At 33.2% G+C, this 26,562-nt stretch carries 27 protein-coding genes, 1 tRNA gene and 1 other RNA gene; 10 read left to right on the forward strand and 19 right to left on the reverse strand.

The window, feature by feature from the left end; translation table 11 throughout:
* The first annotated feature begins 133 nt into the window (after nt 1-133).
* Complete coding sequence (locus E7Z77_RS07030; RefSeq protein ID WP_292752007.1) at nt 134-1,954, forward strand: DUF2070 family protein; 1,821 nt, start codon at nt 134-136, stop codon at nt 1,952-1,954.
* Here the strand turns inward: E7Z77_RS07030 and E7Z77_RS07035 are convergent.
* A complete protein-coding gene (locus tag E7Z77_RS07035; RefSeq protein ID WP_292752010.1) occupies nt 1,949-2,221 on the reverse strand; it encodes a hypothetical protein in 273 nt (90 codons plus the stop codon). The two genes, E7Z77_RS07030 and E7Z77_RS07035, sit on opposite strands and share 6 nt — an antisense overlap.
* 83 nt (nt 2,222-2,304) lie before the next feature.
* Here E7Z77_RS07035 and rqcH point away from each other — a divergent pair, with 83 nt between their 5' ends.
* Nucleotides 2,305-4,311: a ribosome rescue protein RqcH gene (gene rqcH / locus E7Z77_RS07040; RefSeq protein ID WP_292752012.1), complete on the forward strand. Its 2,007-nt coding sequence runs from the start codon at nt 2,305-2,307 to the stop codon at nt 4,309-4,311.
* On the opposite strand, the gene E7Z77_RS07045 is transcribed toward rqcH, so the two are convergent.
* Both E7Z77_RS07045 and E7Z77_RS07050 read right to left on the reverse strand, forming a co-directional pair.
* Nucleotides 4,308-5,027, reverse strand: a complete 720-nt coding sequence (locus E7Z77_RS07045) for a metal-dependent hydrolase (protein ID WP_292752015.1) — start codon at nt 5,025-5,027, stop codon at nt 4,308-4,310. The genes rqcH and E7Z77_RS07045 overlap by 4 nt on opposite strands.
* Nucleotides 5,028-6,197 (reverse strand): hypothetical protein, encoded by a 1,170-nt coding sequence (locus E7Z77_RS07050; RefSeq protein ID WP_292752017.1) that lies wholly within the window; start codon nt 6,195-6,197, stop codon nt 5,028-5,030. It abuts the gene before it with no gap.
* Nucleotides 6,198-6,379: 182 nt separating this feature from the next.
* Between E7Z77_RS07050 and E7Z77_RS07055 the strand changes: the two genes are divergently transcribed.
* Both E7Z77_RS07055 and E7Z77_RS07060 read left to right on the forward strand, forming a co-directional pair.
* Nucleotides 6,380-6,586, forward strand: coding sequence for a class III signal peptide-containing protein (locus E7Z77_RS07055; protein WP_292752020.1), 207 nt, complete (start codon nt 6,380-6,382; stop codon nt 6,584-6,586).
* Between the two features lies 1 nt (nt 6,587).
* The gene (locus tag E7Z77_RS07060; protein ID WP_292752023.1) at nt 6,588-6,761 is read left to right on the forward strand and encodes a class III signal peptide-containing protein; all 174 of its coding nucleotides are present in this window, start codon (nt 6,588-6,590) and stop codon (nt 6,759-6,761) included.
* 54 nt (nt 6,762-6,815) lie between these two features.
* Here E7Z77_RS07060 and E7Z77_RS07065 read toward each other — a convergent pair whose 3' ends face one another.
* Both E7Z77_RS07065 and E7Z77_RS07070 read right to left on the reverse strand, forming a co-directional pair.
* The gene (locus tag E7Z77_RS07065; protein WP_292752026.1) at nt 6,816-7,283 is read right to left on the reverse strand and encodes a phosphopantetheine adenylyltransferase; all 468 of its coding nucleotides are present in this window, start codon (nt 7,281-7,283) and stop codon (nt 6,816-6,818) included.
* A gap of 123 nt (nt 7,284-7,406) precedes the next feature.
* On the reverse strand, nt 7,407-10,283 hold the full coding sequence (locus E7Z77_RS07070; protein ID WP_292752028.1) for an Ig-like domain-containing protein: 2,877 nt from the start codon (nt 10,281-10,283) through the stop codon (nt 7,407-7,409).
* Nucleotides 10,284-10,804: 521 nt separating this feature from the next.
* On the opposite strand from E7Z77_RS07070, the gene E7Z77_RS07075 reads away from it, so the two are divergent.
* From E7Z77_RS07075 to E7Z77_RS07085, 3 genes are all read left to right on the forward strand, one after another.
* Nucleotides 10,805-12,358, forward strand: a complete 1,554-nt coding sequence (locus E7Z77_RS07075; RefSeq protein ID WP_292752031.1) for a radical SAM protein — start codon at nt 10,805-10,807, stop codon at nt 12,356-12,358.
* 61 nt (nt 12,359-12,419) lie between these two features.
* Nucleotides 12,420-13,538 (forward strand): pyridoxal phosphate-dependent aminotransferase, encoded by a 1,119-nt coding sequence (locus E7Z77_RS07080; RefSeq protein ID WP_292752034.1) that lies wholly within the window; start codon nt 12,420-12,422, stop codon nt 13,536-13,538.
* Nucleotides 13,531-14,436 carry a cation diffusion facilitator family transporter gene (locus tag E7Z77_RS07085; RefSeq protein ID WP_292752037.1) on the forward strand — a complete coding sequence of 302 codons (906 nt, stop codon included), beginning with the start codon at nt 13,531-13,533 and terminating at the stop codon, nt 14,434-14,436. The genes E7Z77_RS07080 and E7Z77_RS07085 overlap by 8 nt, the downstream gene beginning before the upstream one ends.
* Nucleotides 14,437-14,449: 13 nt before the next feature.
* Here E7Z77_RS07085 and E7Z77_RS07090 read toward each other — a convergent pair.
* The 9 genes from E7Z77_RS07090 to hdrC form a co-directional block, all read right to left on the reverse strand.
* A tRNA-Ser gene (locus E7Z77_RS07090) sits at nt 14,450-14,533 on the reverse strand.
* A gap of 62 nt (nt 14,534-14,595) precedes the next feature.
* Nucleotides 14,596-14,912, reverse strand: an RNA gene (gene ffs / locus E7Z77_RS07095) — signal recognition particle sRNA.
* 167 nt (nt 14,913-15,079) lie between these two features.
* Nucleotides 15,080-15,481: a CBS domain-containing protein gene (locus E7Z77_RS07100; protein WP_292752148.1), complete on the reverse strand. Its 402-nt coding sequence runs from the start codon at nt 15,479-15,481 to the stop codon at nt 15,080-15,082.
* Nucleotides 15,441-16,370: a 2-phosphoglycerate kinase gene (locus tag E7Z77_RS07105; protein ID WP_292752040.1), complete on the reverse strand. Its 930-nt coding sequence runs from the start codon at nt 16,368-16,370 to the stop codon at nt 15,441-15,443. Before E7Z77_RS07105 ends, E7Z77_RS07100 begins: the two co-directional genes overlap by 41 nt.
* A gap of 92 nt (nt 16,371-16,462) precedes the next feature.
* On the reverse strand, nt 16,463-17,152 hold the full coding sequence (locus E7Z77_RS07110) for a metallophosphoesterase (RefSeq protein WP_292752043.1): 690 nt from the start codon (nt 17,150-17,152) through the stop codon (nt 16,463-16,465).
* Nucleotides 17,153-17,161: 9 nt separating this feature from the next.
* Nucleotides 17,162-17,689 carry a DUF2096 domain-containing protein gene (locus E7Z77_RS07115; protein ID WP_292752046.1) on the reverse strand — a complete coding sequence of 176 codons (528 nt, stop codon included), beginning with the start codon at nt 17,687-17,689 and terminating at the stop codon, nt 17,162-17,164.
* On the reverse strand, nt 17,686-17,952 hold the full coding sequence (locus tag E7Z77_RS07120) for a DUF749 domain-containing protein (RefSeq protein ID WP_292752048.1): 267 nt from the start codon (nt 17,950-17,952) through the stop codon (nt 17,686-17,688). Before E7Z77_RS07120 ends, E7Z77_RS07115 begins: the two co-directional genes overlap by 4 nt.
* A 190-nt stretch (nt 17,953-18,142) precedes the next feature.
* On the reverse strand, nt 18,143-19,030 hold the full coding sequence (gene hdrB / locus E7Z77_RS07125) for a CoB--CoM heterodisulfide reductase subunit B (RefSeq protein WP_292752051.1): 888 nt from the start codon (nt 19,028-19,030) through the stop codon (nt 18,143-18,145).
* Between the two features lie 21 nt (nt 19,031-19,051).
* Complete coding sequence (hdrC, locus tag E7Z77_RS07130; RefSeq protein ID WP_292752054.1) at nt 19,052-20,035, reverse strand: CoB--CoM heterodisulfide reductase subunit C; 984 nt, start codon at nt 20,033-20,035, stop codon at nt 19,052-19,054.
* A 184-nt stretch (nt 20,036-20,219) separates the two neighbouring features.
* Between hdrC and E7Z77_RS07135 the strand changes: the two genes are divergently transcribed.
* Entirely contained in the window at nt 20,220-20,963 is a 744-nt protein-coding gene (locus E7Z77_RS07135; RefSeq protein ID WP_292752056.1) for an archaeosine tRNA-ribosyltransferase, read from the forward strand.
* Here the strand turns inward: E7Z77_RS07135 and E7Z77_RS07140 are convergent.
* The 5 genes from E7Z77_RS07140 to dph5 form a co-directional block, all read right to left on the reverse strand.
* Entirely contained in the window at nt 20,955-21,377 is a 423-nt protein-coding gene (locus E7Z77_RS07140; RefSeq protein ID WP_292752059.1) for a hypothetical protein, read from the reverse strand. The two genes, E7Z77_RS07135 and E7Z77_RS07140, sit on opposite strands and share 9 nt — an antisense overlap.
* Before the next feature lie 3 nt (nt 21,378-21,380).
* A complete protein-coding gene (locus E7Z77_RS07145; protein ID WP_292752061.1) occupies nt 21,381-22,298 on the reverse strand; it encodes a hypothetical protein in 918 nt (305 codons plus the stop codon).
* An 82-nt stretch (nt 22,299-22,380) separates the two neighbouring features.
* Nucleotides 22,381-22,539 carry a hypothetical protein gene (locus E7Z77_RS07150; RefSeq protein WP_292752063.1) on the reverse strand — a complete coding sequence of 53 codons (159 nt, stop codon included), beginning with the start codon at nt 22,537-22,539 and terminating at the stop codon, nt 22,381-22,383.
* A 94-nt stretch (nt 22,540-22,633) separates the two neighbouring features.
* Nucleotides 22,634-23,092, reverse strand: coding sequence for a hypothetical protein (locus E7Z77_RS07155; protein WP_292752066.1), 459 nt, complete (start codon nt 23,090-23,092; stop codon nt 22,634-22,636).
* A gap of 452 nt (nt 23,093-23,544) precedes the next feature.
* Nucleotides 23,545-24,336, reverse strand: coding sequence for a diphthine synthase (gene dph5 / locus E7Z77_RS07160; RefSeq protein ID WP_292752069.1), 792 nt, complete (start codon nt 24,334-24,336; stop codon nt 23,545-23,547).
* Between the two features lie 36 nt (nt 24,337-24,372).
* Here dph5 and E7Z77_RS07165 point away from each other — a divergent pair, with 36 nt between their 5' ends.
* On the forward strand, nt 24,373-25,389 hold the full coding sequence (locus E7Z77_RS07165; protein WP_292752072.1) for a class I SAM-dependent methyltransferase family protein: 1,017 nt from the start codon (nt 24,373-24,375) through the stop codon (nt 25,387-25,389).
* 176 nt (nt 25,390-25,565) lie between these two features.
* A complete protein-coding gene (locus E7Z77_RS07170) occupies nt 25,566-26,534 on the forward strand; it encodes a hypothetical protein (RefSeq protein ID WP_292752076.1) in 969 nt (322 codons plus the stop codon).
* Nucleotides 26,535-26,562: the final 28 nt, after the last annotated feature.

The raw sequence follows: 26,562 nt of genomic DNA on the forward strand, positions 1-26,562 counted from the left end.
TAAAATGTCCTTTGCTCAACCGGGTCATTGTCCCATTTTGACAAATTTAATATATTTGTTATGACCAACTTTTATATGAGCATTTGATACGAAAAGTGTCGGACAGAATTAAAAAAGTGTAGGATAAAATTACATGTCAAGTATGAGTAGCGTTGCCGGTTTGTCAAAATATATTAAAACATTGCCTGGAACTAAATATTCCATAATAGGAATGGCTTTAATCAGTTTTTTATTAGGAGCTGCTATTTTTTTAATTGATTTAACGCCCGGTATTGGATTTTTACAGGATTGCTTTTATGGTGGATTATATGGATTAACCGTCTTTGGAATTACTTCAATAATGAGCGGAGCCCTAAATCAGCAAGTCATTAGCGTTCTTCATGGAATCAACTTAAAAATAAAACATTCCATGTTTTTATCTGCACTTTCAATGACAATATTGGGAATTATAATAATCATGGGGGGTGTAATCTCCCAAATAATTCATAGTGACCTCTTCTTAAATTCAATGCTATTCGGCTGTGTGATAATCTATGGATTCAATACATTGGTTTTCTGGGCAACATCAAAAGTAAGATTTTCAATAGCCGCAACTGCCGGTTTAATCCAGCCTGCACTCATATTGGCAATGTACACACTTATAAAATTCTTATTTATAGATACAAGTTTTATCGGATCTACAATTCTTCAAATTACATTCAAAGCTATAGTTGCTGCAGTAATATTCGTAATGGCGATTTATGCATTCATTAAAATCATTGCATCCCCTTTCAGTAAAAATCTGGGGATTGGAGTTTTAGACTTATTGAGTTTATTTATTGCACACATGAATGAAGGTTCAAATTCCCTTGAAGGCCTATTTGAAAACATGAGCGAGGCAATTGATACCATCGTTACATTCATCAGTTTCAAGACTGAAAATGGAATAAAGGCGTTGTTCATTTCACCTTCAGTGCATCCCGGACCGTTAGGTGATCTTGGAGGTTCAAATATGCCGACTTTGCTTGCAAATAAATTTGATCATTTCACGATGGTTGCTCATGGCCCATCCACTCATGATTTCAATCCAATTGCCGTTTCTGAAATTGATAAAGTTGAACAATCCGTAAAAAGAGGTTTGGAAAGAATAGAATATTCAACAGATGCAAGCCGTTTTGTAAGGTACAATTCCGAAAAGGCGAATATTGGTGTTCAATTCTTCAATAAGGGAATGGTTATTCTCTCAACATTTGCTCCTGAAGCTGTGGATGACATAGAATTCGGTGTGGGTCTTACAATGATGGCTCAAAGCAGAAGCAGATGTAACGTTGAAGATTCCATAATTGTTGATTGTCACAATTCATTTTCTCCGGAAAGCGGAGAAGTGCTTCCCGGAAATTCAGAAGTATTCCAGTTAATCGATGTTATTGATACCATAAATCCCGACCAAAGCAAATATGACATTAAAGTGGGCTGCTTTGAAGACAACATGGAAACACTTGACAAACATGATGGAGTTGGTGAAAGCGGTATTAAAACAATGATTATTGAAGTGGACAACCAAAGAACCGCATATGTTCTTTTTGATTCAAATAATATGGAAATTGGATTCAGACAGGAAATAATTGATGCTGTAAGCGATCTGGATATTGATGAAATAGAAGTCATGACAACTGACACTCACACTGTCAATACAATTTCAAGGGGATATAATCCAATTGGAATTGTAAAAAGGCCCGAAATTATTGAATACGTTAGATTAAGTATCACAGAAGCGATTAAAGATTTAGAAAAAGTAGAAGTTGGAACTGGAACTGAAAAAATTAAAAATCTCAACACCTTCGGACCAAAAAATTCAACAGAATTGATTTCAACAATAAGCTCCGTTGTTGCTGTGAGTAAGATTATAGCTCCAGTTTTATTAATTACTGCATTGTTAATAGTATTTATATGGTTATTCTTTGGGGGACTATAAATACATTACAAATAATGTATATGCAATAACCCATGTAAAGAAGAATGGTGAAATTCCATCCCATAACCATTGGGAAAATCCAGAAATTTCATCACCAGCCATCTTTTGAGCGATTTGACCGATGAAATATAAGATAATTACTGCAATAAAGAATGCGAATATATCATTTTTAAATCCAAACCACCCTTTGGTTAAACCAGTTGATAAAAAAGCAGCGACAAGTGCTGCAACAATATGAATACTTGTAACTTTAATAGTTGTGTCCATTGATATCCTCCATAAAATTAAATATATTAATATAATTTTAGTTAGTTATAATATATTAAGGTATTGAAAAAAGGTGTTTGATAATGAAATCCATGTCTAATGTAGACATTTATGCAATAAGTGATGAATTAAATAGATTGTTAAGTGGCGCTAGAGTTGATAAATCATTCCAACCTACAAAGGATATTGTAGTTATGAGATTCCATGTTCCGGGAACCGGCAGAATAGATTTGGTAATGCAATGCGGATCCAGAATACATACAAGCCAATATCCACTTGAAAATCCTATCACTCCCCCTACTTTTCCGATGCTGCTGAGAAAAAGGATTAAGGGAGCTCACGTGGAAAGTATCAAGCAGCATAACTTTGACAGGGTTGTCGAGATTAAAGTTAAAAAAGACAAATATTACACCATAATAGTCGAATTATTTGACAAGGGAAACATAATCTTATTAGATGATGAGAATAACATCATTTTACCTTTAAAAAGAAAAAGAATGTCCGATAGAGACATAAGCTCTAAAAAAGAATATGCATTTCCTGAAGAAAGAGGAATTAATCCAATTAACGTTACTGAAGAGGAACTTAAAAGCTTATTTAATGAAACAGACAGCGATATAGTAAGAACTCTTGCAATGAATGGTCTTGGAAGTTTATATGCCGAAGAAATCATTTTCAGAACAAATGAAAAGATTGATTTGGATAAGAACACCCCAACTTCCCAACTAAGCGATGACCAGATATCCGGAATTTACAGCAGCCTCAAGGAACTGTTTAATGACCTGAAAGAAGGCAACGTCAAACCTCAAATTGTGAAAAATTCTTCCAAAGAGGACGTTGTGGCGCTTGATTTGATAAGTTATGCTGATTTCGAAAAGACATATTACGAAAACTTTAATGAAGCATGCGATGAGTTCTACTCCAAGAAAGTTAATACAAACATAAAAGATATAAAAGAGGCTGCCTGGAATAAGAAAGTAAATAAATTTGAAAAAAGATTGCGTTTACAACAAGAAACCCTCGATAATTTTGCAAAAACAATTGAAGATGGGCAACATAAAGGAGAAGTAATCTATTCTAATTACACTACCATAGAAAACATAGTTAATGTTGTAAACACAGCAAGAGGAAAGGACTATTCTTTTAAGGAAATTGGAAAAATATTGAAAGACGCGAAAAAGGAAGGTATGGAAGAAGCCCAAATTTTTGAATCCATTGATAAAATGGGCGTTTTAACTTTAAACATAGATTCCACCACATTGGTTATCGATCCTAAATTAACAATACCTGAAAATGCTGAAGTCTATTATGAAAAAGCTAAAAAGGCTAAAAGAAAAACAAAAGGCGCATTGATTGCAATAGAAAATACCAAAAAACAACTCGAAGACATCAAAGCCAAAAAGGATGTTGCCATGGAACGCGTTTCAATACCTAAAAAACGTGAAAAGAAGAGTCTCAAATGGTATGAAAAATTGAGATGGTTCATAACATCAGACAACGTTTTGGTTGTTGGAGGCCGAGATGCAAACAGTAACGAAAACATTGTGAAAAAATATTTAGAGCCAAATGATATTTATTTACATGCAGATATACATGGTGCAAGTTCTACTGCAGTAAAATTAAATGGCCAAAAATTAAATGACAATATCCTAAAAGAATCCGGGGAGTTTGCAGCTTCATTTTCATCTGCTTGGTCAATGGGTTTCACATCCCAAGACGTATTTTGGGTTCATCCCGACCAGGTTTCCAAAACACCTGAAGCAGGGGAATTTTTAGCCAAAGGATCATTCGTTATAAGAGGGCATCGTAACTTCATAAGGGGTGCTCGCGTAAAATTGGCTATTGGAATTGTTGATTATGAAGGAAAAAGAATAATGATTGGTCCAATTGATGCTCTTGAAGCACACTGCGATAATTTTGTCGTATTGAAACCTGGTTTTACAAAAAAAGAAGCGATAGCCAAAAAAATATTAAATAAAATAAATGAAGATGATCTATTAACTCTTGATGACATTATAAGGGTATTGCCGTCTGGGAAATGCGACATCGATGAAGAATATCATCAAAGAAAAAAATATGAAAAAAATTAATCCTGATAATTTTCAGGATTATATTCAAAATACTCGTCAGGATTCATCACTACAACATCAATGTTCGGATTAAACTGACTGACAAAATTGGCGAAAATTGCAGGATCCTGTTCAATAGGTGGAAATGTATTGTAATGCATAGGTATGACTACTTTTGGATTTAACCACATTGAAGCCAACGCTGCCTCAAAAGGACCCATAGTAAACTTATCACCGATAGGAACCATTGCCACATCAGGCTTGTAGATTGAACCTATAATATCTTTCATGTCCCCAAATAATCCCGTATCTCCTGCATGGAATATTTTTGTTCCGTCTTCAAAAGTAATTAGGAAACTTGCTGCAATTCCACCAGGAACTATTTCTTCCACCATATCAATGTCAGAAGAATGTTTCGCCTCAAGCATAGTGAATTTAATATTTCTAAAAATAAAAGACCCTCCAATATTAACACTAATGTTCCTAATTCCCTGTTTAGCTAAGAAGAGTGAAATCTCATGGATACATGCTATAGGAGCATTAGTACTATTTGAAATTTCCAATGCATCCCCAAAATGGTCTGAATGACCATGGGTGAGCAAAATAATGTCAGGATTTAATTCTTCAACAGGAACCTGACATGCAGGGTTATTGCTGATAAAAGGGTCAATTAATATTTTAACATCATCATCACTGATAATTTCAAATGCAGAATGACCAAGCCATCTTATTTCCATTTAAGCAACTCCTCCGGAAACACCCATGAGAATATTATCATCTAAATTAGATGCGATATTCCATGTTCTTTCAAAGTCAGCTCTGATATTTGAAATAGAGGTCCTGTCATTATATACTGCACCGTATTCCAAATCGTTTTCACCTTCTGAAATAATCATGGCATGTGTATCATCAGTGATTAAATTAACAGTATGAACTTTAGGAACTGTTTTAATGTGAACTCCTTGCCTTAAAAGAGAAGAGACTAAAAACATGTAAGACATATCAGAAACATCAAATTCATCAATGATTACTCTAGAATAAATTGTAGGAACTTGAGATAAGAATTTATCTGATAAAGTACTCAATGAAGGAATTTCAAGCATAATCTCTTTATTAACACCTGTTGCCAATTGATCAAAAGCTTCTTGAGAAGAAATTAAATTGCCATCAGCAATTACATAACTTCTAAGTGATTTTGGAACGGGTAAACTTTCGGGATTATTGATATCAATCCTGATATCTCTGTTTTCAGCAACATCTGGAGTTACTTCATTGTGAACAGGAATGATTTCTTCAACAACATTTGTATCATCTTGTAAAGCACGTTGAATATCATCGGTTTTGTCATTTTCAATAACAAAAGGAGGGATTTCCTCAACAATATACTCTGTTCTACGTTTTTTAGGGGACCTAGTAACTTTTAATGGTTTACCATAATTAGGGGTGAAAGTTAACTGTTTATCAAAATCGAAATCACTTTCTTCCCTTCGAACAACATTTAAAACTGCTTTAGGGTTATCTTCATATGATTCCCTGTAATAATCATCGGAATCGACACCACCTAAATCTTCAAGTACTAAGTCTTCATATTCCAAATCATCTTTATAATCATTAAAATCCCTACGGACTTTTAAAGGACCTTTTGAAGTATTCTCTTTCCTTTCAAAACCTTTAAATGATGGCGCATTAATTTCACCAGACTCTAAAATCTCTTTAAGTAAACTAGTAGTCTTATCTGCATTAGAATCGACGAAATAACTAACAATTAGAATAACACCAACAATTGAAATGATTAAACCGACTATTAAAAGAAGATCCAATAAGTTATAAACACTTGTCTCATATGCAATGAGAACACCTACTACAAATAAAATAAAACCTGAAACTAATTTTATTGTATTTCCCACGATTTCACCCTCATAAATTTATAATCACTCTTATTTAACTACTATATATTATTTAACTTACTATTTATAAACTTAATGGAAAAAAACACGATATTTAGTAGAAAAAAAATTACAGTAATACTTTTTTATAGAATAGTAATATTAATATATCAAAAAATCTAGAAGTATAATTGGTGAAAATCATGAAAGATATTAAAAAGATTATCAACGAAAATTCAGGTCAGGGCGCCGCTGAATACATTTTACTATTTGGCGGAGTATTAGTTATAGCATTGCTAGCATTGACCATCTACAGATCATATATGGAAACAAGCGATGTTAGTTTAAAAGCAAAGGACGACATCATAGATGTCAGAAACACCATACTCGACAACAGGACCCATGTTTAGAATGAAACTTGACAATAAAGGACAGGGAAGCGCTGAGCTAATCCTCATTGTTGGAGGAATAATTGTTGTAGTGCTTCTTGTAGGAAGTTATATCTCAGATATAACTGAAAAAACACAAAAAAATATTCAAAACCTATTAAAAATGGAAAAGGAACATCTTATAAACAAAATATGAAAATAGGGGGCCAAAACTCTCTATTTTCCAATTGATGAATAAAAAAAAAAGTTTCTATTTTTCAAGATTTAATGACATTCCCCTTTGATTGATTTCACCACGCCTAATTCGTGTTGAAGATATTGGAGTACCATCATATGCCAATACAAAACTAACGACAACAATATCTAAAGGATCCATACCCTTAGAAACCCTAATCTTGTTTATCTCGATTGCAGTGGGCTCAGTCTCTTCACTAACGACAATAGCTTCAAAATCACTGTCATAAATAGTAGTCCCATAAGGGTCGTTTAACGGAATGACTTCAAAATCTGATTTGTCGGCGAAAAAAGACTTTAAATTATCCATTCTTTCTTGACAGGAATCAATATCGCCTTTTAAACCTCCAAATTCATCAGAAGTTACGCCTATTTCTATTTTATTGCCGATATTAAAAGCAGTTTCCAGCAATTTCTTATGCCCATCATGAAACTTATCAAAAGTTCCTCCAACAGCAACCTTATCATATTTCTTAGAATTCATAATATTGTCCTAATAATTTCTAATAAATGATTTATCAAAACTATTATAAATGATTAGCTATGAAAAAAAGAGAAAATATAAATAATTAATTAAAATTTAAAAAAAAAATAAAGAAAAAATTAATTAGAATGAAAGACTTGAATAATAGCCGTGAAGACTATAAGAATTTGTATTCCAATTAACTATATTTCCAAATGAGTTTCTAGAACTTGTTGTATCACTTACTACCCATTTATTGTTTACCAATACTTGAGCCCATACATGACCGTAAGTACTTCCACTGCTGAATCTACATGTTCCGTGAACATATCTTGCAGGGAGTTTTGCAGCCCTATACAATGCTATGGATAAATGTGCTTGATCCACACAATTTCCTGATTTGGCATTCAAGGTACCTACTGCACCATGTTTGGTATCATAGTAGAAACTATATGATATGTAATCCCTTACATAATTGTAAATGGCTTTAGCCTTATCGTAATCACTGGTTAAACCTTTTGTTAATTTAGCGGCCAATTCTTTAATTTTGGCATTGGTAACTTGACAGTTAGTAGTTGCCGCAAGATATGGTGCTAAATTAGTAATTGTGTTTGTAGTACCGGTAGCAGATGAACTGTCCCCGCTAAGTGATTTGATAACCACATAGTTAGGCATGACATCTTCTGTTCCATAAAATGCTACAACACGAGCAAATGCATAAGTCAAAGCATTGTAACCTACAGTTCCAAGGTCAGATGATGCAGAATTAGGCATTACACCAGTTGAATCTATAGTTTTGATGACGCTTTTAGCAACAGAAAGATAATCGTATAAATTACCTGCGGAATATGCAGTATCAGGTTTTTTAGGATTTGCTACCTCTTCAATAGAAATAGCACTAGTTTTACCGGCTTTTAAATTAACAATTGCTTTAGAAGCCAAGTATACATATTGTGCAGTGGTCACAGTAGTAGATCCCACTGTTACGGAAGTTGGCAATTTATGATTCTTTTCAATATAGCTTTTTACAGTTTTGGATGCACTAATAATTTGACTAAGTGTAACTGTATTTAAAACATGAATCTTAGATGTACCACTAAATTTGCCATTTGCATATTTGATTGTATGGTCACCTTTAGATAGCACGCCCAAATTGAGTTTAGCAATACCGCTAGAATCTGTTTTTGCATTATAGGTTTTTCCATCGAGAGTAAATACAACATTAGTATTTTTCATCGGATTCTCTTTATAATCTAATAATTTAACTGAATAAGTAGCACTCTTTCCAGCAGTTACAGTAAGATCTTTACCTACAAATTTAGTTCCATTAACTATAACATATTTGCTTACAGTACTGGACTGGTAAAGTTTATTATCAAGAACAGCTGTAGTAGGATAATATCCGACCACCAAACCAATATTGAATGTTGCAACACCTTTGTCATCAGTTTGTTTGGTATATGTCACACCATGAATTGTGAACTTGACAGATACTCCTTTAAGAGGTTTTCCATTACTGTATTTTGCGGTAACCTTATAAGAAGAACCGTCTTTATACTCCATGATTAAATTACCAGCAGACAATTGTGCAGTTTGTTTGCTGACAGTTATCTTGTTAGAACCAGTATTGTAATACTGATTACCATTACCTGAAACTTGATAACTAACAGTAGATTGACCAGGTTTTAAGGTTGGTAAGGTTAAAGTTGCAACACCTTTTGAGTTTGTCTTTTCAGAGTAAGTTTTTCCATTGAGTGTGAACTTAACAAGTACGCTAGGAACAACTTTACCGTTCTTGTCTTTAACTGTAACAGAATACTTACCTTTGTCGCCCCAAGTTAATTTTACATCTGAAGATTGCACCTTACTTGTTGGATCTTGAACATATATTTTAGCAGAGGAAGAAGTTCCACCGAACAGATGGTCTCCGTTATATTTAAAGCTAATGGTATAGGTTCCTTTAGAAAGAACAGGAACTGTAAATGTTGCTCTTCCATCAGCATCAGTTTTAACTGCTACCTGTTTATTGTTAAAAGTAAAGTAAACAGTTTTTCCTTGAAGTATGGTGTTATGTTTAGATTTTAAGACAACAGAGTATGTATATTTTTTATTTGGTACTAAATAGGTGCTGTCCTTATGTTCAAGAACAGATCCATCTTTTTTAGATATAACCTTATTGGATGATTTTTCCATAGAATAAGGGTTGGTTGTTGTAATATCATAAGTACCAGGTGCTAAATTAACATTTAAATAAGCATAACCTTTTGCATCAGTAGTTTTTGTATAAGTTACGCCATGAACAGTCAATTTAACTGTTGTATTTGCTAATGCTTCATTATTTTTCCAATATTTTACAGAATACACGGATACATATCCATAGTATTTCTTAACATCACTTCCAGTGACAGATGATAAAACTTTTACTTTATCTGAAAGGTATGCGTTTTTATATTTGGAACTGCCCGCATATTTTACTGCAAAACTATAAGTTCCAATCGGAAGAGCAATAGTTTTCACTAAAGCAATACCGTTACTATTAGTTACCGCAGAATAAGTTTTTCCTTTAATAATGAAAGAGATTTTTTCATTTTTAATAGCTTTACCACTATCATCTTTCAAAGTTACTTTAAAATAAGTATTTGACTTGCCATAATGAGTGTCAGATACAGTTAACTTTGTTGATACTTTTGCAGTAGCTGCAAGAAAACTATCATTGCCATTTGAAGCGGATAAAACATCATTACCGCTTGAAGCATCAATAATTTTATCAGAGCCTACAGTAGTATTGGAAGATTGGACTTGCCCGTAAGAATTCTCAGCGCCGACTTTTAAAGAGTCTGCTGCGGAATTACTAACCAAATCATCATCATGAGAATTAACATTTATAGTCTCTGAGATAGAATCCTCACTAGAAACTTCTAATTTAGTTTCATCCAATAATGAACTAGCATTATCAGATATTAAATTTGAATCTTCTGTATTTGAAACTTCACTTAAATCTACTGCGCTTGCTGCCCCCATTAAACAAAAAATTAATAGCACAACAGAAATAAATAAAGCTCTATTTTTTATCGAAATTTTTCCACCTCTTGGTTCTCATTACGAAAATTTATACGAAAATATGATATATACTAAAAATTATAGTAATTCATAATGAGTGGATAAAGATATATAATTTTATCTTATATAAATGTTTTTAAAACTTTAATATTAAAAAAACGATTTAAAATGCAATAAATCAAGTAAAATAACTTTAAAACATATATAAATTGAAAATAAAAGAAAAATTATATTGAAATTAAATGATACAAGCTCAAATAGCTTGAATTTAAATTAGATAAAAAACAATCTCATAAAAAATAAAATTTTAATCCAAGAAACATTTATCTTCAAAATCAATGGAAATTCATATTTAACAGTGCAAATTGATTAAATATTATTTTGTTTAGAAAAAATTAATTAATTTGAAACAATTACATTAAAAATAAAGGCAGTATATTGAAAAATGAAAAATGATTAAAAAACCGAAAAAAGTTGATTGCATGTTATATGAAAAAAATATTTTTAAAAAAAACCATAAAAAAATGGATATTAAATTCGGATTGGCTTATCCGAACATTTATAGAACTGCAATGTCATCTTTAGGATACAATATACTTTATAATCAAATTAACGAAAGGGACAATACCCTATGTGAAAGAATAATTTTTCCAGATACAAAATCCTTGGAATCAAATACTCCAAGCAAATATTTTGACATATTAAGCTTTTCTCTTCAATTTGAAGAAGACTATTTTAACGTACTGGAAATGCTGAAAAATTCAGAAATCCCTCTGAAAAGAAAAGACCGGACAAAAGATGATCCGCTGATTATTGCAGGTGGACCGTGTGCAACAGCAAACCCTATGCCACTATCTGATTATATAGACATTTTCATAATCGGCGAAGGTGAAAACATAATCAATGAATTTCTAGACATCTATCTCGAATCAGATGATAGGAATCTGGAGAAGTTTTTAGCATTGCCCGGCATCTACATTCCAGAGTATGACAACATGACAAAAATAAATATTGTGGAGGATATGAATGATGCCTACCATATCACCCAGCCAATCATGAGCAAAAGCGATGATGAAAACTATCAAAGCATATTCAACAATACAATAATGCTGAATGTTTCAAGAGGATGCACAAGAGGATGCAGATTCTGCATGTCAAGTTATCTTTACAGACCCATGAGACAGGCAGACTATAAGAAGTTGATTGATGTCGCGATAAAAAATCGTGAAAATACAGGCCTGAACAAAATTACACTGATAGGTGCTGCAGTTTCAGATTACCATAATCTTGATAAATTGATTGACGGTTTGGAAAAAGAAGGTTTTCAAATTTCAACACCTTCACTTAGAATTGAATCAATAACCAAAGAAAATTTAGAAACTCTCAAAAGAAGTGGCCTTAAGACAATCACTATTGCACCCGAATCCATTGACCGATTGAGAAAAGTGATAAATAAGGAGATACTGGAAGAGCAAATTTTTACAGTAATAAAAAATGCTGTTGAATTGGATTTTAAGATCAAGTTATATTTCTTAATTGGCATTCCAGGAGAAACTTCAGATGACATTGAAGAGTTATGCAGCTACATGAAAAAGATAGCTGATATGCATTATAACATTAAAAATGTAAAATTTAGCATAAATCCCCTTATTCCGAAACCTCACACACCACTACAATGGGAACCCTATGATTTTAAGGATATAAAAAATAAAACCAGATATATTAAGAAGGAAATGAAGGGATATAACATTAAGTGTGAAAGTCCTAAAAAAGGAATGATTCAATATATATTGTCTTGTGGAAATAGAGGCATTGGTGCAATTATTGAAAAATCCTTAATAAAACAACCAACATTAAAGGAATGGAAAGAAGTAATGCCAAAATACACAATCGATGATGAATTGCCCTGGGACAATATTGATGTTGGTGTAAATAAAAGATTTTTAAAAATAGAAAACAAACGACTGAGAAATTTGAAACAAACACCATGGTGTGAAACACAACCGTGCTATAATTGCGGTGCCTGTGAAAAATAATTTCTAGAAAAAAATAAATTTACTATAATAATTATATAATAATATTAGAGAGGTAAAATTTATGATAAATCCAGCAAGCAGAACAAAATCAATCGAATTATCATTAATTAGAAAAATGTTTGAAGTGACAAACCCTGATGCAATAAACTTAGGGATTGGCGAACCTGATTTTGATGTTCCTGAAAACATTAAGGAAGCTATGAAAAAATCAATCGATGAGAATGATACTCATTATACTCCAAATAAAGGATACATTGAATTAAGGGAAGAGATTGTTAAAAAATTTAAAAATGAAAATGGAATTAACACCACTCCTGAAGATGTTATAGTTACTGTTGGAGCAAGCGAAGGATTATTCCTATGCGCTCAGGCATTTGTTGAAAAGGGAGATGAAGTCCTCCTTCCAAATCCAAGTTTCCTTTCATATGAAGCCTGCATAAAATTGGCCGACGGGAAAATAGTTCCTGTAGACTGTAAAATGGAAAATGAATTTAAATTAAAGGCAGAGGATGTTGAAGAAAAGATAACCGATAAAACAAAAGCGATTATTTTAAATTCACCTTCAAATCCGACAGGGGCAGTTATGGAAAAAGAAGACATAAAGGCAATAGCTGATTTATCAATGGATAAAAACTTCCTAATAATATCTGATGAGATATACGAAAAAATCATTTATGACAAAAAACATTATTCCCCAGCGAAATACAGTGACAATGTAATCACCCTGAACGGATTTTCAAAAACATATGCAATGACTGGCCTAAGAATAGGCTATTTGACTGCAAATGAAAATAACATTGAGGAATTGCTTAAGATTCATCAATATAACATCGCCTGTGCAACAACAACCGCACAAAGGGGAGCATACGAAGCATTAACCGGCCCTCAAGATGAAGTTAATAAAATGGTGGGAGAATTCCAGAAAAGACGTGATTTAATTGTAAGTCGCTTGAATGAAATGGGATATGAAACAGTGAATGCTGAAGGTGCATTTTACGTATTTCCAAAAATTGAGGATGAAAACTTTGTAATGAAAGCTGCCGAAGCCGGAGTGATAACTGTTCCGGGAGTTGCATTTGGATCAAACGGCAAAGGACATGTGCGCATGTCATATGCAAATTCTTATGAAAACATTGAAAAAGCAATGGATATTTTAGAAGAGCGTGTGGTTAATGGATAATTATAGGTATGATGGCGGGAAAAAAGCATCACTTGTAGCCATCGTTGCAAATTGCATCTTAACTGTCTTAAACGTTATAGTTGGAGTGATGTCCGGAAGTTATGCATTGGTTTCTGAAGGAGCGCATACATTATCTGATGTCACAACTTCAATTATTGCATTTGCCGGATTTAAGATAGGTCAAAAGCCTGCTGATGAAGAGCATCCTCTAGGTCATGGGCGAGCAGAAGCAATCAGCGGATTAGTTATAGTGCTGTTCTTAACTATGGTTGCTTATGAAATAATGACCGGTGCAATAGAAAAGATTATTAACCCGGCACTTATCACAATACCAGACATTTATGCGGCGATAATGGCCATATTTGGAATATTCATCAATTATGGAATCAGCAGCTACATTATCCAAATCGGGAAAGAAATCAACAGCCCTGCAATTGTTGCAGATGGCCAACACCAAAAGACAGATATTTTCTCATCAATAGCCGTTTTAGTTGGAGTAGTGGCTTCAAATATGGGATATCCAATACTTGATCCTATTGTAGGATTAATAATCGGATTGCTGATTTTGAAAACCGCTTTTGAAATTGGAAAAGAGAATATCGATAATATCATGGGTAAAGTTCCATCAGAAGACTTGATTAGAAGAATCGAAAGAATAGCTAATAATACTAAAGGAGCCCACAATGCTCACAACATTAAAGTGGATTATATGGGGGCTTATGCGACTGTAACACTACACATTCAAGTTAATGGAGATATGACAGTTGATGACGCGCATAAGATTATTCATGTAGTGCAGAACAACCTTATGAAAAAAATACCTATTATCAAATCAGCTACCGTTCATGCATGTCCGCTTGGATTAGACTATGACCATGACCAAGAAATAGATGAATAAAAAAAAAACAAAGCGCCGGGACGGGGATTTGAACCCCGGAGGTCATATGACCATCGGATTAGCAGTCCGACGCCGTACCAGGCTGGGCCATCCCGACAAATATAAAAACAAGATAATAAATTATATGTAAAAACTTATTTATAAACTTAATTATTTACTTAAATGGCATGTTCAAAAGTGGACTAATCTCAAAAATATAAGTGATCTAAAAAACTCAACTCCACCCCGGGATTCTACAAGCATTGAAATGTTAATAGTAAAGCTGCTCCCTTCCGGGCCTGACCCGTTCCTATATCGAAGATGACTTATTTTTACCCTCCAGTAAAAATTTCATCACCACCAATCCTGCAGGACGAGGTTTCTATGTTGTTTCTTCTAGGCTTACATTCTCTTAAAAAGCCGCCTTTTGAACTTCGACTGCACCAAAGGGGGTGTGTGCTTACAGAGGACCCCTAACCCTCCAGTCTAGCCAGTATTAATTTATAGATTTAATATTATATAAATGTTATCAATAACTCACTTACTAGAACTGAAAGCAATTACAGTAATAAAAATTAAAAGTAAATATTATTATTTTCTAGGAAAAGAAATTTTTACAGTAACCGATTTAAAAAAGAGTATAATAAAAAAAATAGGTAAAAAATTAATTAAATTGGAATAGCTCTTGAATAATATCTCCATCAGAGATTATACCAACTAATTTCTCATTTTCAACAACAGGAAGTTGATTTAAGATACCTAAAGAAGAAACACCTTCTTTCATTACATTAATTGCATCTTCAAGAGTATCCTCAGGAGAAACAGTTACAACAGGTTGAATCATTATCTCTTTTACAGATGTACCTAGTTCATATTTATCCAAAATTAAATTGTGACCCACATCAGTTGCAGTTATTATTCCAACAAGTTTATCGTCGTCAACTACTGGAAGGGAACTGATTTTATGTTTCATCAATTTTTCAAATGCGCATACCACATCAATATCTGAAGTTGCTGTTATGACATCAGTTGTCATTATCTCTTTCACTTTCTTGTTTAACATTATCTATGCCTCCGAATTTTTCTAGAATATCACTTACCATGATATCTATTGTTTCAGTTATGTCTACATTATTAATTATGCGAGCATCATTAATTTTAGCCTGTTCAACTAAAAATTTTTGGGTTTTTCTTATAGCTTCAAAATTATCCATATATCTCTCAAGCGGTCTTTTTACCCAAGGTTGCCTGCATCTTGAATAAAACCTTTGCTTATGGGATTCTTCATCATCAACAGTCAATGTGAAAACTATAATATTATTGTTCTCCATCAAGTCTTTTCTGATAAACCCCGGAACAACATGAACTCCTTCGATAATTGTACTTATTCCCTCTTTTGCTGATCTTTCGATAATGGCTTCAATACCTACATTAACTACATCAACATGACTGATAAATCCTTCAATAATTGGATCCTCCCTTAATGACGGAGTTCTAATGCTTTCATGGGCATCAAAACTGGACTTATGTATGACCGGACTCAACTCTTTAGAGACAATTTTGCGCATTACTTCACGAATCATGTCTGTACTAATGAGATTTTTCAATCTGAGCCGGTTAGCAAGTTCAAATGCCATGGATGATGTGCCTACTCCTGAAGCCCCACCAATTAAAATGATTAATGGCTTTTTGGAAAGTCTAAGGGACCTCCAATTTTTATATTTTATTGCAATGCTTGAATCAACATTCTCCAAATGATGTAAAACAACATCAGCCAAATCACGACTGGAGATTTCCTCAATATTTTTATTAATCAATTCATCTTCTATGTCACTAGCTAACTCATATGCTCTTTTAGACCCGATATATGCAACATTTAGTGAACGAGACATAATTCCTTTAGAAAAAGGCTCTCTGTATTTTTCACCATCAACATTACCAGTAACCCAAATCATGATATCCCCCTAAAAAGCATATTTGTATTTAAAATTAATGTTTAATAAAATTTGTTATTTATTTTTAAAAGAAAAAAAGATTAAATGAATGATTATTCATTTAATGAAATAATACTTATATCATAATTGGAGCCATCTTGAATGTCAATTAAAACAGCACCATTATCTTTAAGCATACCTGGATTTGCCACATCTGTAGTTTTACCAATTTTACCAAGTGATTTTGCTTCATGAATATGACCACAAAGGTTGATTTCCGGTTCAAATTCATGTATAGATTTTAAAATTCCAGGGCTTCCTACATGTTCACCGTTTGAGACTCTATCAGCATCAGTATTGAAAGGTGGAGCATGAGTAACTAAAATTCTTACTTTAGGAACATCAGCATTATATACATAATCATAATTAGCTAATAAATCATAAACTGCCCTATAAATTTTATCATCATCCATTTCACCAGGAGTATCGAATGGAGTAGGATTGGAACCTCCAAATCCGAATAATATAGCGTCACCATAAGCAACAATATTATTGTGTAGACAGAACGCTACATCATTAATGGCATTACAAATTCCATTAGGATCACAATTTCCCGGAATAGCTATTACATCAACATTACAGTCAGCTACTTTATTGATAAATGTTTCAACAAAGTCTAAAGGACCAAAATCTGTAATATCTCCGAGAATTAAGACTAAATCAATATCATTGTTATTTAAATAAGCATATAAATTTTCGTTTTCTTCACCATGCACATCACTAATAGCTAAAATTTTAGTCATAAAATCACCTTAATCTTCTAAAAAGAAAGATCCCATTTCTTTTAAACCTGCTTGTAGATCTTCCTTATCACCATGTAATTGAACAGTAACGTCATCATCAAATTCAATGATTAAACCGTTCCATTCTGCAATTTCCTGAACTCTTTCTTCAGCAAGAGGCACTCTTAAATTAATCCTACCAGTAGTTAATCCTGGAGGAGTATTGGCGAGGAATCTTGACTTGGAATTTGCAAATTCGAATACTTCTTCCCCTTGCATTACCTTTTTTAATAAATCAAGCCAATAGTCCGCGTACTCTTCGCCTTCCTCTTCAGCTATAACTAAAAGAGTTGCTTGAATATTATTTAAAGACATTTCAGCATTTGCCAGTCCATTAATCAAATCGGGATGGGATGGATCTCTTTTATAAGAACTAATTGAAGACCTGATTAAACCCATCTCCGGGTTAATTCCATTAGGGAGTTTATATCCTTTCTTATTTAAATCTGCAATAAGATGGTTTAGAACTAACCAATTCTGTTCAGATGGCAAACTCATAAATGTCCACCTATAATTTTTAAAGTAGTATGATTTATTTTAGCGTCAGCTTCTTTTAATTCATGCTCGATTTCATCAGTACTTTCATATGAATCTAAGAACAAAACATGGTGAGTTGAAGTACCAGCTATGTTTAAAATAGCTATTTCATCACTAGCTTTGAGTTCTCTTTTATCAATAGTTGCTTTAAATTGAACATAAGGTTCATATTCTTCTGGAAGGTCAGAATATTTAAATATTCCATCTAATGTTGCTACAAACATAATTACACCTCTTATATATTATAAGTTATTTTATTAAATTAATAATATATAAATATGATTACAAATTATTCGTATTATATGAAACAAAAAAAATTGTCGTAAAAAAATAGTTATCAAAAATGATAACTAATACCGAATTGTGTTTTCAATGCCTAAAAAATAAAAAAGAAAGGATTGAAAATCCTTAAATTTATTCACCTAATGCTTTTTTGATAGCAGGGGTTGCATCAATTTTTTGAGCATCGAAGGTTAATTCTTCAGCTGATAATCCCATAGCTAATCCGTATAATTGAGCTAAGTGGAATACAGGAAGTGCAAAGTCAGTTCCGTATCTTTCGTTTACTTCAGTTTGACCTTGGTCAAATTGTAAGTGACAGAATGGGCATACGTTAACAATTGCATCTACACCAGCAGCGGTCATGTGGTCGAGTTTTTCTTTAGTGAAACTAGTAGTTACATCTAAATCTCTGGATCTTAAACCTCCACCAGCACCACAACACATCATTTTGTCTTTGTAGTCAACTGATTTAGCACCAGTAATTTCTACAAGATCATCTAAGATGGATGGGTCTTCAGCATTTTCTTCAATACCAATAGTTTTGGTTGGTTTTAAGAAGTGGCAACCGTAGTGAACAGCAACATTTAAGTCTAAAGGTTTTTCAATTAATGAAGCTAATTTTTCGTAACCGACATCGTCTCTTAAGATTTGAGCGAAGTGTTTTACTTCAATAGTACCTTTGTATTCTCTTCCGATTTCAGCTAAGTTAGCATTGATTTCAGCTTTTTTCTCTTCATCTTCTTTTAACATGTGGTTACATTCGAATAATGAACCGAAACATCCGTTACATTCAGTCATGATGTCAGCACCTAAGTCTTCAGCAAGAGTTAAGTTACGAGCTGCAATGGTAGCCCAGGTTTCTTCATCAAAAGAACCGAATACACCAGGAGCAGGACAACATGATGCTCCTTCCATGTCTTTTAATTCAATATCTAATGCTTCAAATAATTTTCTGGTAGCTTTTTCAACACCAGGATAACGGTTGTTCATAATACAACCTAAGAAATATGCGATCTCCATATTATAACTCTCCTCATAAATCTATTCTTTTAATCCGCCGGTTGCTTCATCATAACCAATCAATTCATCGAAACCGGTAATTTTACAAATTTTCTGTACTTCTTCTAAAGCTTCAGGATAAGCGTGAGTTGTAGGTGGAATTTCTGGAAGTCCAATTTTAACTCTTAAAGCTTTAGTAGCATCGTTAATAGGTACACCGTGACCAGTATTCATTACAAATACACCAGTCATTTTGTGTGGTTTTGCCATGTATCCAGCGTGAGCTGCGATGTTACGTGCTTTTTTGATAATTTCCACAATTTTAACACTTCTGAGACATCTTTCTTGGCAAGTGTAACAGGTAGTACACATCCATAAAGCGTCATCAGTGATAACTTCTTCTTTTAATCCTAATAAACATTTTCTGACAATTTGTCTTACTTTGTAAGGAGTTCTTCTTCCAGATGGGCAACTTCCACTGCAGGTACCACATTGGAAACAGTGTTTAACAGTTTCAATTCCAGAATCAATGAACTCAGCAGTGAAATCTGGATCACGATTACAATCAGTTAATAATTCTGTATCAGTCAATAAAGTCATATTATCTCTCTCTTTATTATTTTCATCTATTTTTTCTTTAACATCTTCTTCAATGATTTCAACAGCCTCTACAACTTTTTCTTTGATCTCATGAAGTTTTTCAACTTGTTCATCTAAAGGTTTTCCTATAGATTCATCAACTTTTTCAATTGCTTCATCTAAAGGAATATCCTCTATTTTATGAAGTTCCTCATCAACTCCATCTGCTAAAGTTTCGATGTCAGTTATATCGTCTTTAGGTTCTTCTTTTACTGGTTCTTCTCTGGAAACAGTAGTTTTAGTACCTGAGACGACATCATCATTTACAATTTGTGAAGATGTAACTTCGACATCATTAGATGTGTTTGAAACATCAGCATTGATGTCTTTTACTTCTTTTTCATTATCTCCTGTAAATAAGGATTTAAGACGATTTATTATAGACATTGAAAACACACCTCGGATAATCATCGGACTATTCCCTCAAATCCTAATTATAATTCTTTAAAAGAACATATATAAAGGTTACTAAAAAATCAGATGGTGTAACCTAAATGATTACACAAAATAAAAAATTTTTATAAACCTAAAAAACAAAAAGTAATATAAAAATGAAAATAGGAAGACATAAATGATAAAAAAATTCGAAATTAAATCACATGATGGTCCTGGAAGAATCGGAAAAATAGACGGTGAACCTACACCAAGAATATTTTTTAAAAGGGACCTGAAAATTGCCCCGACTGAGGGATCAGCATATAACATTGACCGTGAAATTGCCGAATTCAACCTGAAAGAAACATTAAGATTGGCTGAAGCTAATGTTGATGACTGCGATATTGCAGTGATTCAAGGTTCAAAATACGTTGACTTGCGAATAGACTGCTTAAAACAACTGGAAGATATAGGATACAATGGTTTTATAATAGCAAATGGAGATGCATTGCTTACAAACCCAAAGGAATTGGTTGAATTAATCGTTTCACTTAAAAAAGAAGCTAAAAAATCAAGTTATTTCATATTCCCATTTACAGAACTTTCATTTATGCCTATTTTAACCTACATGGGAATCGATGGATTTCTAGCGGACAGCACAAATTACTACAGTCATTTAAATGTCCTGCAAACACCAACAAAAGCTTATGATTTGAATGAATATCCTATTTATGATGACATTTCCCAAAAGGACTTGGAAAAAAAGAATATTGAAAATATGGAATTTGTAATAAGGGAAATCCATGCACACATGAAAAACAGATCTCTGAGAAATCTTGTAGAGGAACGTTCAGGAACAACACCTCAAAACATCTCAACTTTAAAAATACTTGACAGGGAGCATATGGATTATCTTCTTGAATACACCCAATTATTTTAAGATTTCAAATGTTGAAATAATATTTTTGAATTCCCTTTCAGATTCTCCGGAAATATCCAGTGTTCTAAGTTCAAAAATGTAGATATCTCCTTTTTCAATGAAAACATAAGTATGGATGTCAAAGTTAATTTCAGGAGTGTCCATATTGGCATGAAGTTTAATGGCATCTTTACCCGCAATCTGTGTGAAATCTGAAGCGATTATTACACCACCATCATCAGAAATCGCATCCTCCATGAATATCTTATAGTCATCAAGGTTTGTTGCGGTCGGAAACATCACAGCATTAATCAAATTATCCTGACCTTTAGATAATGTTGCAATGCAGTCCGGATTGGATAAAATATCTGCCTTTTCCACATCCCATTCATTCGGGTATTCGAAAGTGATTCTGCCAGTGTTGAATGTTTTCATGGATTAATCCTCATTTTTGGGAGTAATTTCAATTGTTTCTGGCTCTTCTTCATCAATAGTGTCAATATATTTGGAGAATGGTTCAGGGAGTTTAGGCATCACTTCTTTTAGGATTTCAGCAGCATCAAGTTCTAAAGCCTGTCCCGCAAGCAACTGTTCAACGTCAAAGTCAAATTCGAATGGTTTTAGCAAATCATCTACTGGCACTCTTAAATTGATTTTTCTCTTATTCAATACCATTTTAAGAGTACTTGTGTTTCTAATCTGTTCATTCATGTCTTCAACAGTGCTTTTTATCTCATATGCTATAGCTTTGTTCTTCTCATTAACCTCATGTTTGGATTTTTCGATTGATTTTTCCAAACCTTCAACAAGCTCGGCATTTCTTCTATTGATGTTATCCCTTGCTTCATCAATGACAACATTGATGGCGTTTAGGATGGATTTGTTTAACTCCACATTATATGCCAGAATCATCTTGTTTTTATAATCAAGTTCCTTAAAAATAGCCACTCTTTCATCATCAATTTTGGTGATTTTTTTGTTTAACTCATGAATTTCATCTTTAGCTTTTATAAGTTCATCTTTATCACTGATTTGTTCTTTAAGAGAACCTACATCATCAAAGAATGAAACCTTAAGAGTTTGAATTTGGTCTTGTAAATTTGCAATTTCAGCATCTTTTGCTTCGATGGTATGATGAAATTCATCAAGTTTTGCATCTGAAAATTGATTATCCATCAATTTTTCATAATCTTTTTGGGATAAAACTTTAACTAAATCATCATCTTCAAAAGGATCTTCTTTCTTAAGACTAACTTGCTTTTGTTGAGATTCCTTTTCAACAGTGTTACCATCCTTATCTTTACTGGTGTATTTTTTTGTATACACCCTTACAGTTCTGAATTCCTCACTTTCCATTATTGACACCCACTCTATAATAATAAATAGATTAGTTTTATTTAAATAGTTAATGATTAAAAAAAGAAAAAAAGAGAAAAAATTATTTGATATCCTCTTTTTCTATCCATAATAACATTGCCTCTTCGACAGCTTTTGAATACCATCCAGTTTTAAAAAGCATCTTACTGGAGGCTAATCTTCGAAAATTCAAGTCAATGTCATTATTGATGCTGATAGTAACACGCTTGTTTTTAGACATACAATTAGATTGTGCATACTGGTTAATAAACGTTTTAGTGTTTTTTTAGAGCATTTTGATATGTGAATTTGAATATTGGAATATTAAAAAAGAATTATAACAGAGGAAGATTTCTGGCTTTAACTTTCTGCCGTAGGTTATCCAGATTGCCGGAAATAATGGAAATCTTTATGCCGTCCTGTTGTGTTGTGTAAACCCAGGCATCCTCAAATATGGCAATATCATAAAGCTTTTCAATTTCATTAAGTTCCGATAGAATCTCATCATGACTTCTGGTTCGGAATCCATTAATCTTAGCTATTGAGAGATAGAAAGGTCGGAATCTCGGATCCCCCTCCATTCCCCTTATAAACCATTTCATGGCAATATCCTTATCAACACCAACGCTGGATGCTGCTTTAAAAATTGATTTGTGATTTTCATAGGCGTCTAAAACTAGCAATGATTCATTTTTAAATTTATTAAACTTATAAATCCCGTATTTTAACTGTTCATGCCTTAATTTTGATTTTAAGGAATTGTTCCTTTCCTGCAAATTATTTAATACATCCATCAATATTAATTATGTGCTCAACATTAATAAACTTAGCATCATATAAAAAGCACTCGGCAAAATTCGCTGCCTGAAAAAATAAAAACATTTATATAATATTAAAATATAAGTATTATACGATATGAATTATATTTCAAGTCTTGTAATGAAGACATCAACCATTTTATAATCTCCAAAATGTAGGAATATGTTTCATTACGGAAGTAGAAAAATACTACTACTTCCACTCCCCCCTTTATTTTTATAAATACTGTTTTTAAATTAATTTTTCTAAGAAAACAGTAAGATTTATATATATATATATAAAAAATATTAAATAATAAACGATATGAATATAATTACATATCTTATTTTAAAAATCAGTCGACATTTTTAATCTCCAAAAATTAAAAAAAATCTCGAGAGAAGCAGTAACTAACCCGCTGCTTCCACTCCCCCTTTATTTTATAGAATCAAACATCATCAAGTATGCTTGGGTCTGCACCAGCAATTTCAACCAAATATTCTGCTTCAACAATGTGAAGTTTGGATGGAATTACAATACAATGCAAAGGACCTCCAAAGTCAAAATCAATGAGTTCCTTGATTTTGCCGGCCTTAACGCATACTTCTTTCGAACCAACACGGGCAATGCCCATCGCTAGGGAATCTTCAGTTATTAAGCCTTCCCTTTCCAAATCATCATGAATATTCATCAGATACTCAAGACCCTGATTAACGGTCATATAACGGTCTTTGTGAGCTTGGATATCAAGAAGAACCAGAGTATGCAAATCCATTTTCAGGTTTTCTTCAATAGCTTCATAAGGAGATTTTGGATAAAAATTATAATCCGGGAAAGGTATAGTGGTTACCTTACCGAACTTATATCCCTGAAGACCGGAAATTGCCGGGGCGGAAGACAGGATTGATGAGCCATGAATAACCTCATAGTCTATTCCTTTTTTGGAGCATTGCACTAAAAAATCACTGTGAGTTGTTGCAATTAATGGGTCTCCACCGGTGATTAATGCAACATCTTGAGTTTTAGCCTCTTCGATGAATTTGGATTCCTCTTCCACTTCTCCCCTAACCAGCACTTCAATTTTTTGACCGATCAGCTCTTCGATTGCCTCAAAACTGGAACCGAATAATCTTGATGTGAAGAATTCCGCATATATCTTATCAACATTTCTCAAACATTCCAAACCTTTTAGGGATATGTCCTTTTCATCAAATAATCCTAAACCCACTAAATAAAACATATATTATTATATAATAATTTAAACATAAAAAACTTTATGAAATGTGTAAAAGTTCCATTAAGAGAATTGAATGATACCCGTATAAAATTAATGGAAAAAGGCCTGATGAATATGGAATATAGGATAAAAGCCTGTGATGATTACGGATATATTCCAATAAATGAAAATATTGACGGCTATGAAATAGTTTGCATGCACCTGGAAGCCATGAAGAAAGTGCCCCACAATTTTTCCGAATTGCTTGAGGATGAACTGACAGATGAGGAAATAGAGAATTTGAGAACTTCATTCGATACTATCGGAGACATCGTGATTTTAGAAATTCCCGATGATTTGGTTGATAAAAACCAGATAATTGGTGATGCAGCACTTAAATTTACCAAAAGAAAAGCAATTTACATGAAAAAAAGTGCAGTAAAAGGAACAACACGCGTACGCGATCTGGAATTCCTGTCTGGGGTGGACGATTCAGTCACAATCCACAAGGAACATGGGGCAAGATTGAAGCTTGATGTTCGTGAAGTATACTTTTCACCAAGACTTGCAACCGAAAGAAAACGTGTTATGGAAAGCGTTTGCGACGGGGAAACTATTTTAGACATGTTCTGTGGAATAGGGCCATTTCCAATTGTAATAGCTAAAAATAAGAATGTTGACATAACTGCCGTTGACATTAACCAAGCAGCCATCAGATATCTGGACGAAAACATTAAATTAAACAAGCTGAAGGGGAATATCCGCACATACTGCGGAGACATTAGGGAAGTCAGCGAAAGCTTCAACACAAAATTTGATAGGATAATAATGAACTTGCCAGGCCTTGCATATACCTTCCTTGATGTTGCTTTCCATTTAATTGAAGACAATGGAATAATAAATTACTATGAATTTTCAGATTCATATGAGCAGGGAATAAACCGCCTGAAAGAAGCATGCGAAAAAGAAGGCAAACAGATAGAAATAATCAGTACACGCAAAGTCAAATCCACCTCCCCCGGCGAATGGCATGTCGCAATCGACGCCAGAATCACAAGTGAAAATATTGAAAACTAATCTTCAAATCCATAATTTAATCTGCACCCATATGGTTTAAGATTATCCATTAAACAATCAATTTTAATGCTACATAACCCTTTTAAGTTAGAATAAATAAATTATTAAATATAAGTTAAGAACAATATTCTAATCGGATTATTGAAATAATAAAACAATAAATTTCGTGATTACTTATGTATGAGCTAGTGGATGAAATTATAAACATAGACTATGAGGATTTAAGCACCTTTGAGTTTCCCTTAAATTACAGGTTTGGATTATGCGTTAATCTAAGAGATACAAAATATGAGTTTTTAGTGCATTTCAAAACCAACACCGATAAAGTTCTATGTTTAGGAGCAGGAGCTATGGGAAACGATTCCAAACATGACACCAGCAGACCTTTCTTTCACAGGCATGGATGGAAATTCGATGCATCCACAATCTGGTATAATGACCCTACAAGATACCTGAATTTAAAATCAAAAGGATCATGGGGTGTTGGAACAACAGAAGATTACTTCTTAAGAAATATTGGAAATATCGTCGTTCAACTCATTGAACGCCTGAACCTGAAACGTGAAAATTTAATCTTTTATGGAAGTTCAATGGGAGGTTTTACTTCACTTCAGCTTGCTACAATGGTTAGAGATTCAATTGCACTGGCAGACATCCCACAATTAGAATTTCAAAATCATGTGAGCTATAATAAAGTTAAGCCGTATTGCTTTCCGGGATTAAGCGATGAGGAAATCTGGGACAGATTCAAACACAGATTTGATGTTATCGAACTGATGAAAAAGGAAAATTACATTCCAAAAGCAACAATCGTTTTCAATTGCAGCAATAGGGACATTAACACCCAATACCTGGACTTCATCAAAAAAATTAATGAACTTCCGAAAATTAAGGACAAAAGCAACCATATGAAAATCGTATTCAACTACATCGATTCACATGAACCCCTTGGAAATGCTGAAAGCAGAAAGCTTGCCAACGGCATAACATCAAAAAATATGATGAGTTACTATGATGAACTTGAGGATTCAGAGATGTATAAGGAAAATCAGAGATTGAAAGCAGAAGTAAACATGCTGCGTTCATCAAGATCATGGAAAATGACAAAACCCCTTAGAAAGATAAGGTCAATTTTTAGAAGATAAAAAAATGAGGGAAATCCCCCTCTAATCA

Origin of the sequence: Methanobrevibacter sp., assembly GCF_015062985.1 — an archaeon.
GTDB lineage: Archaea > Methanobacteriota > Methanobacteria > Methanobacteriales > Methanobacteriaceae > Methanocatella.

Coding starts and splice junctions, on each gene's coding strand:
- E7Z77_RS07045 (WP_292752015.1), bottom strand. CDS start 5,027: ATGGAAATAAGATGGCTTGGTCATTCTGCATTTGAAATTATCAGTGAT.
- hdrB (WP_292752051.1), bottom strand. CDS start 19,030: ATGGAGATCGCATATTTCTTAGGTTGTATTATGAACAACCGTTATCCT.
- dph5 (WP_292752069.1), bottom strand. CDS start 24,336: ATGTTTTATTTAGTGGGTTTAGGATTATTTGATGAAAAGGACATATCC.
- E7Z77_RS07115 (WP_292752046.1), bottom strand. CDS start 17,689: ATGAGTTTGCCATCTGAACAGAATTGGTTAGTTCTAAACCATCTTATT.
- E7Z77_RS07135 (WP_292752056.1), top strand. CDS start 20,220: ATGATAAAAAAATTCGAAATTAAATCACATGATGGTCCTGGAAGAATC.
- E7Z77_RS07140 (WP_292752059.1), bottom strand. CDS start 21,377: ATGAAAACATTCAACACTGGCAGAATCACTTTCGAATACCCGAATGAA.
- E7Z77_RS07145 (WP_292752061.1), bottom strand. CDS start 22,298: ATGGAAAGTGAGGAATTCAGAACTGTAAGGGTGTATACAAAAAAATAC.
- E7Z77_RS07085 (WP_292752037.1), top strand. CDS start 13,531: ATGGATAATTATAGGTATGATGGCGGGAAAAAAGCATCACTTGTAGCC.
- E7Z77_RS07110 (WP_292752043.1), bottom strand. CDS start 17,152: ATGACTAAAATTTTAGCTATTAGTGATGTGCATGGTGAAGAAAACGAA.
- E7Z77_RS07070 (WP_292752028.1), bottom strand. CDS start 10,283: ATGGGGGCAGCAAGCGCAGTAGATTTAAGTGAAGTTTCAAATACAGAA.
- E7Z77_RS07105 (WP_292752040.1), bottom strand. CDS start 16,370: ATGATTTGGGTTACTGGTAATGTTGATGGTGAAAAATACAGAGAGCCT.
- E7Z77_RS07030 (WP_292752007.1), top strand. CDS start 134: ATGTCAAGTATGAGTAGCGTTGCCGGTTTGTCAAAATATATTAAAACA.
- E7Z77_RS07150 (WP_292752063.1), bottom strand. CDS start 22,539: ATGTCTAAAAACAAGCGTGTTACTATCAGCATCAATAATGACATTGAC.
- E7Z77_RS07120 (WP_292752048.1), bottom strand. CDS start 17,952: ATGTTTGTAGCAACATTAGATGGAATATTTAAATATTCTGACCTTCCA.
- E7Z77_RS07075 (WP_292752031.1), top strand. CDS start 10,805: ATGTTATATGAAAAAAATATTTTTAAAAAAAACCATAAAAAAATGGAT.
- E7Z77_RS07065 (WP_292752026.1), bottom strand. CDS start 7,283: ATGAATTCTAAGAAATATGATAAGGTTGCTGTTGGAGGAACTTTTGAT.
- E7Z77_RS07165 (WP_292752072.1), top strand. CDS start 24,373: ATGAAATGTGTAAAAGTTCCATTAAGAGAATTGAATGATACCCGTATA.
- hdrC (WP_292752054.1), bottom strand. CDS start 20,035: ATGTCTATAATAAATCGTCTTAAATCCTTATTTACAGGAGATAATGAA.
- E7Z77_RS07170 (WP_292752076.1), top strand. CDS start 25,566: ATGTATGAGCTAGTGGATGAAATTATAAACATAGACTATGAGGATTTA.
- E7Z77_RS07060 (WP_292752023.1), top strand. CDS start 6,588: ATGAAACTTGACAATAAAGGACAGGGAAGCGCTGAGCTAATCCTCATT.
- rqcH (WP_292752012.1), top strand. CDS start 2,305: ATGAAATCCATGTCTAATGTAGACATTTATGCAATAAGTGATGAATTA.
- E7Z77_RS07055 (WP_292752020.1), top strand. CDS start 6,380: ATGAAAGATATTAAAAAGATTATCAACGAAAATTCAGGTCAGGGCGCC.
- E7Z77_RS07155 (WP_292752066.1), bottom strand. CDS start 23,092: ATGGATGTATTAAATAATTTGCAGGAAAGGAACAATTCCTTAAAATCA.
- E7Z77_RS07080 (WP_292752034.1), top strand. CDS start 12,420: ATGATAAATCCAGCAAGCAGAACAAAATCAATCGAATTATCATTAATT.
- E7Z77_RS07035 (WP_292752010.1), bottom strand. CDS start 2,221: ATGGACACAACTATTAAAGTTACAAGTATTCATATTGTTGCAGCACTT.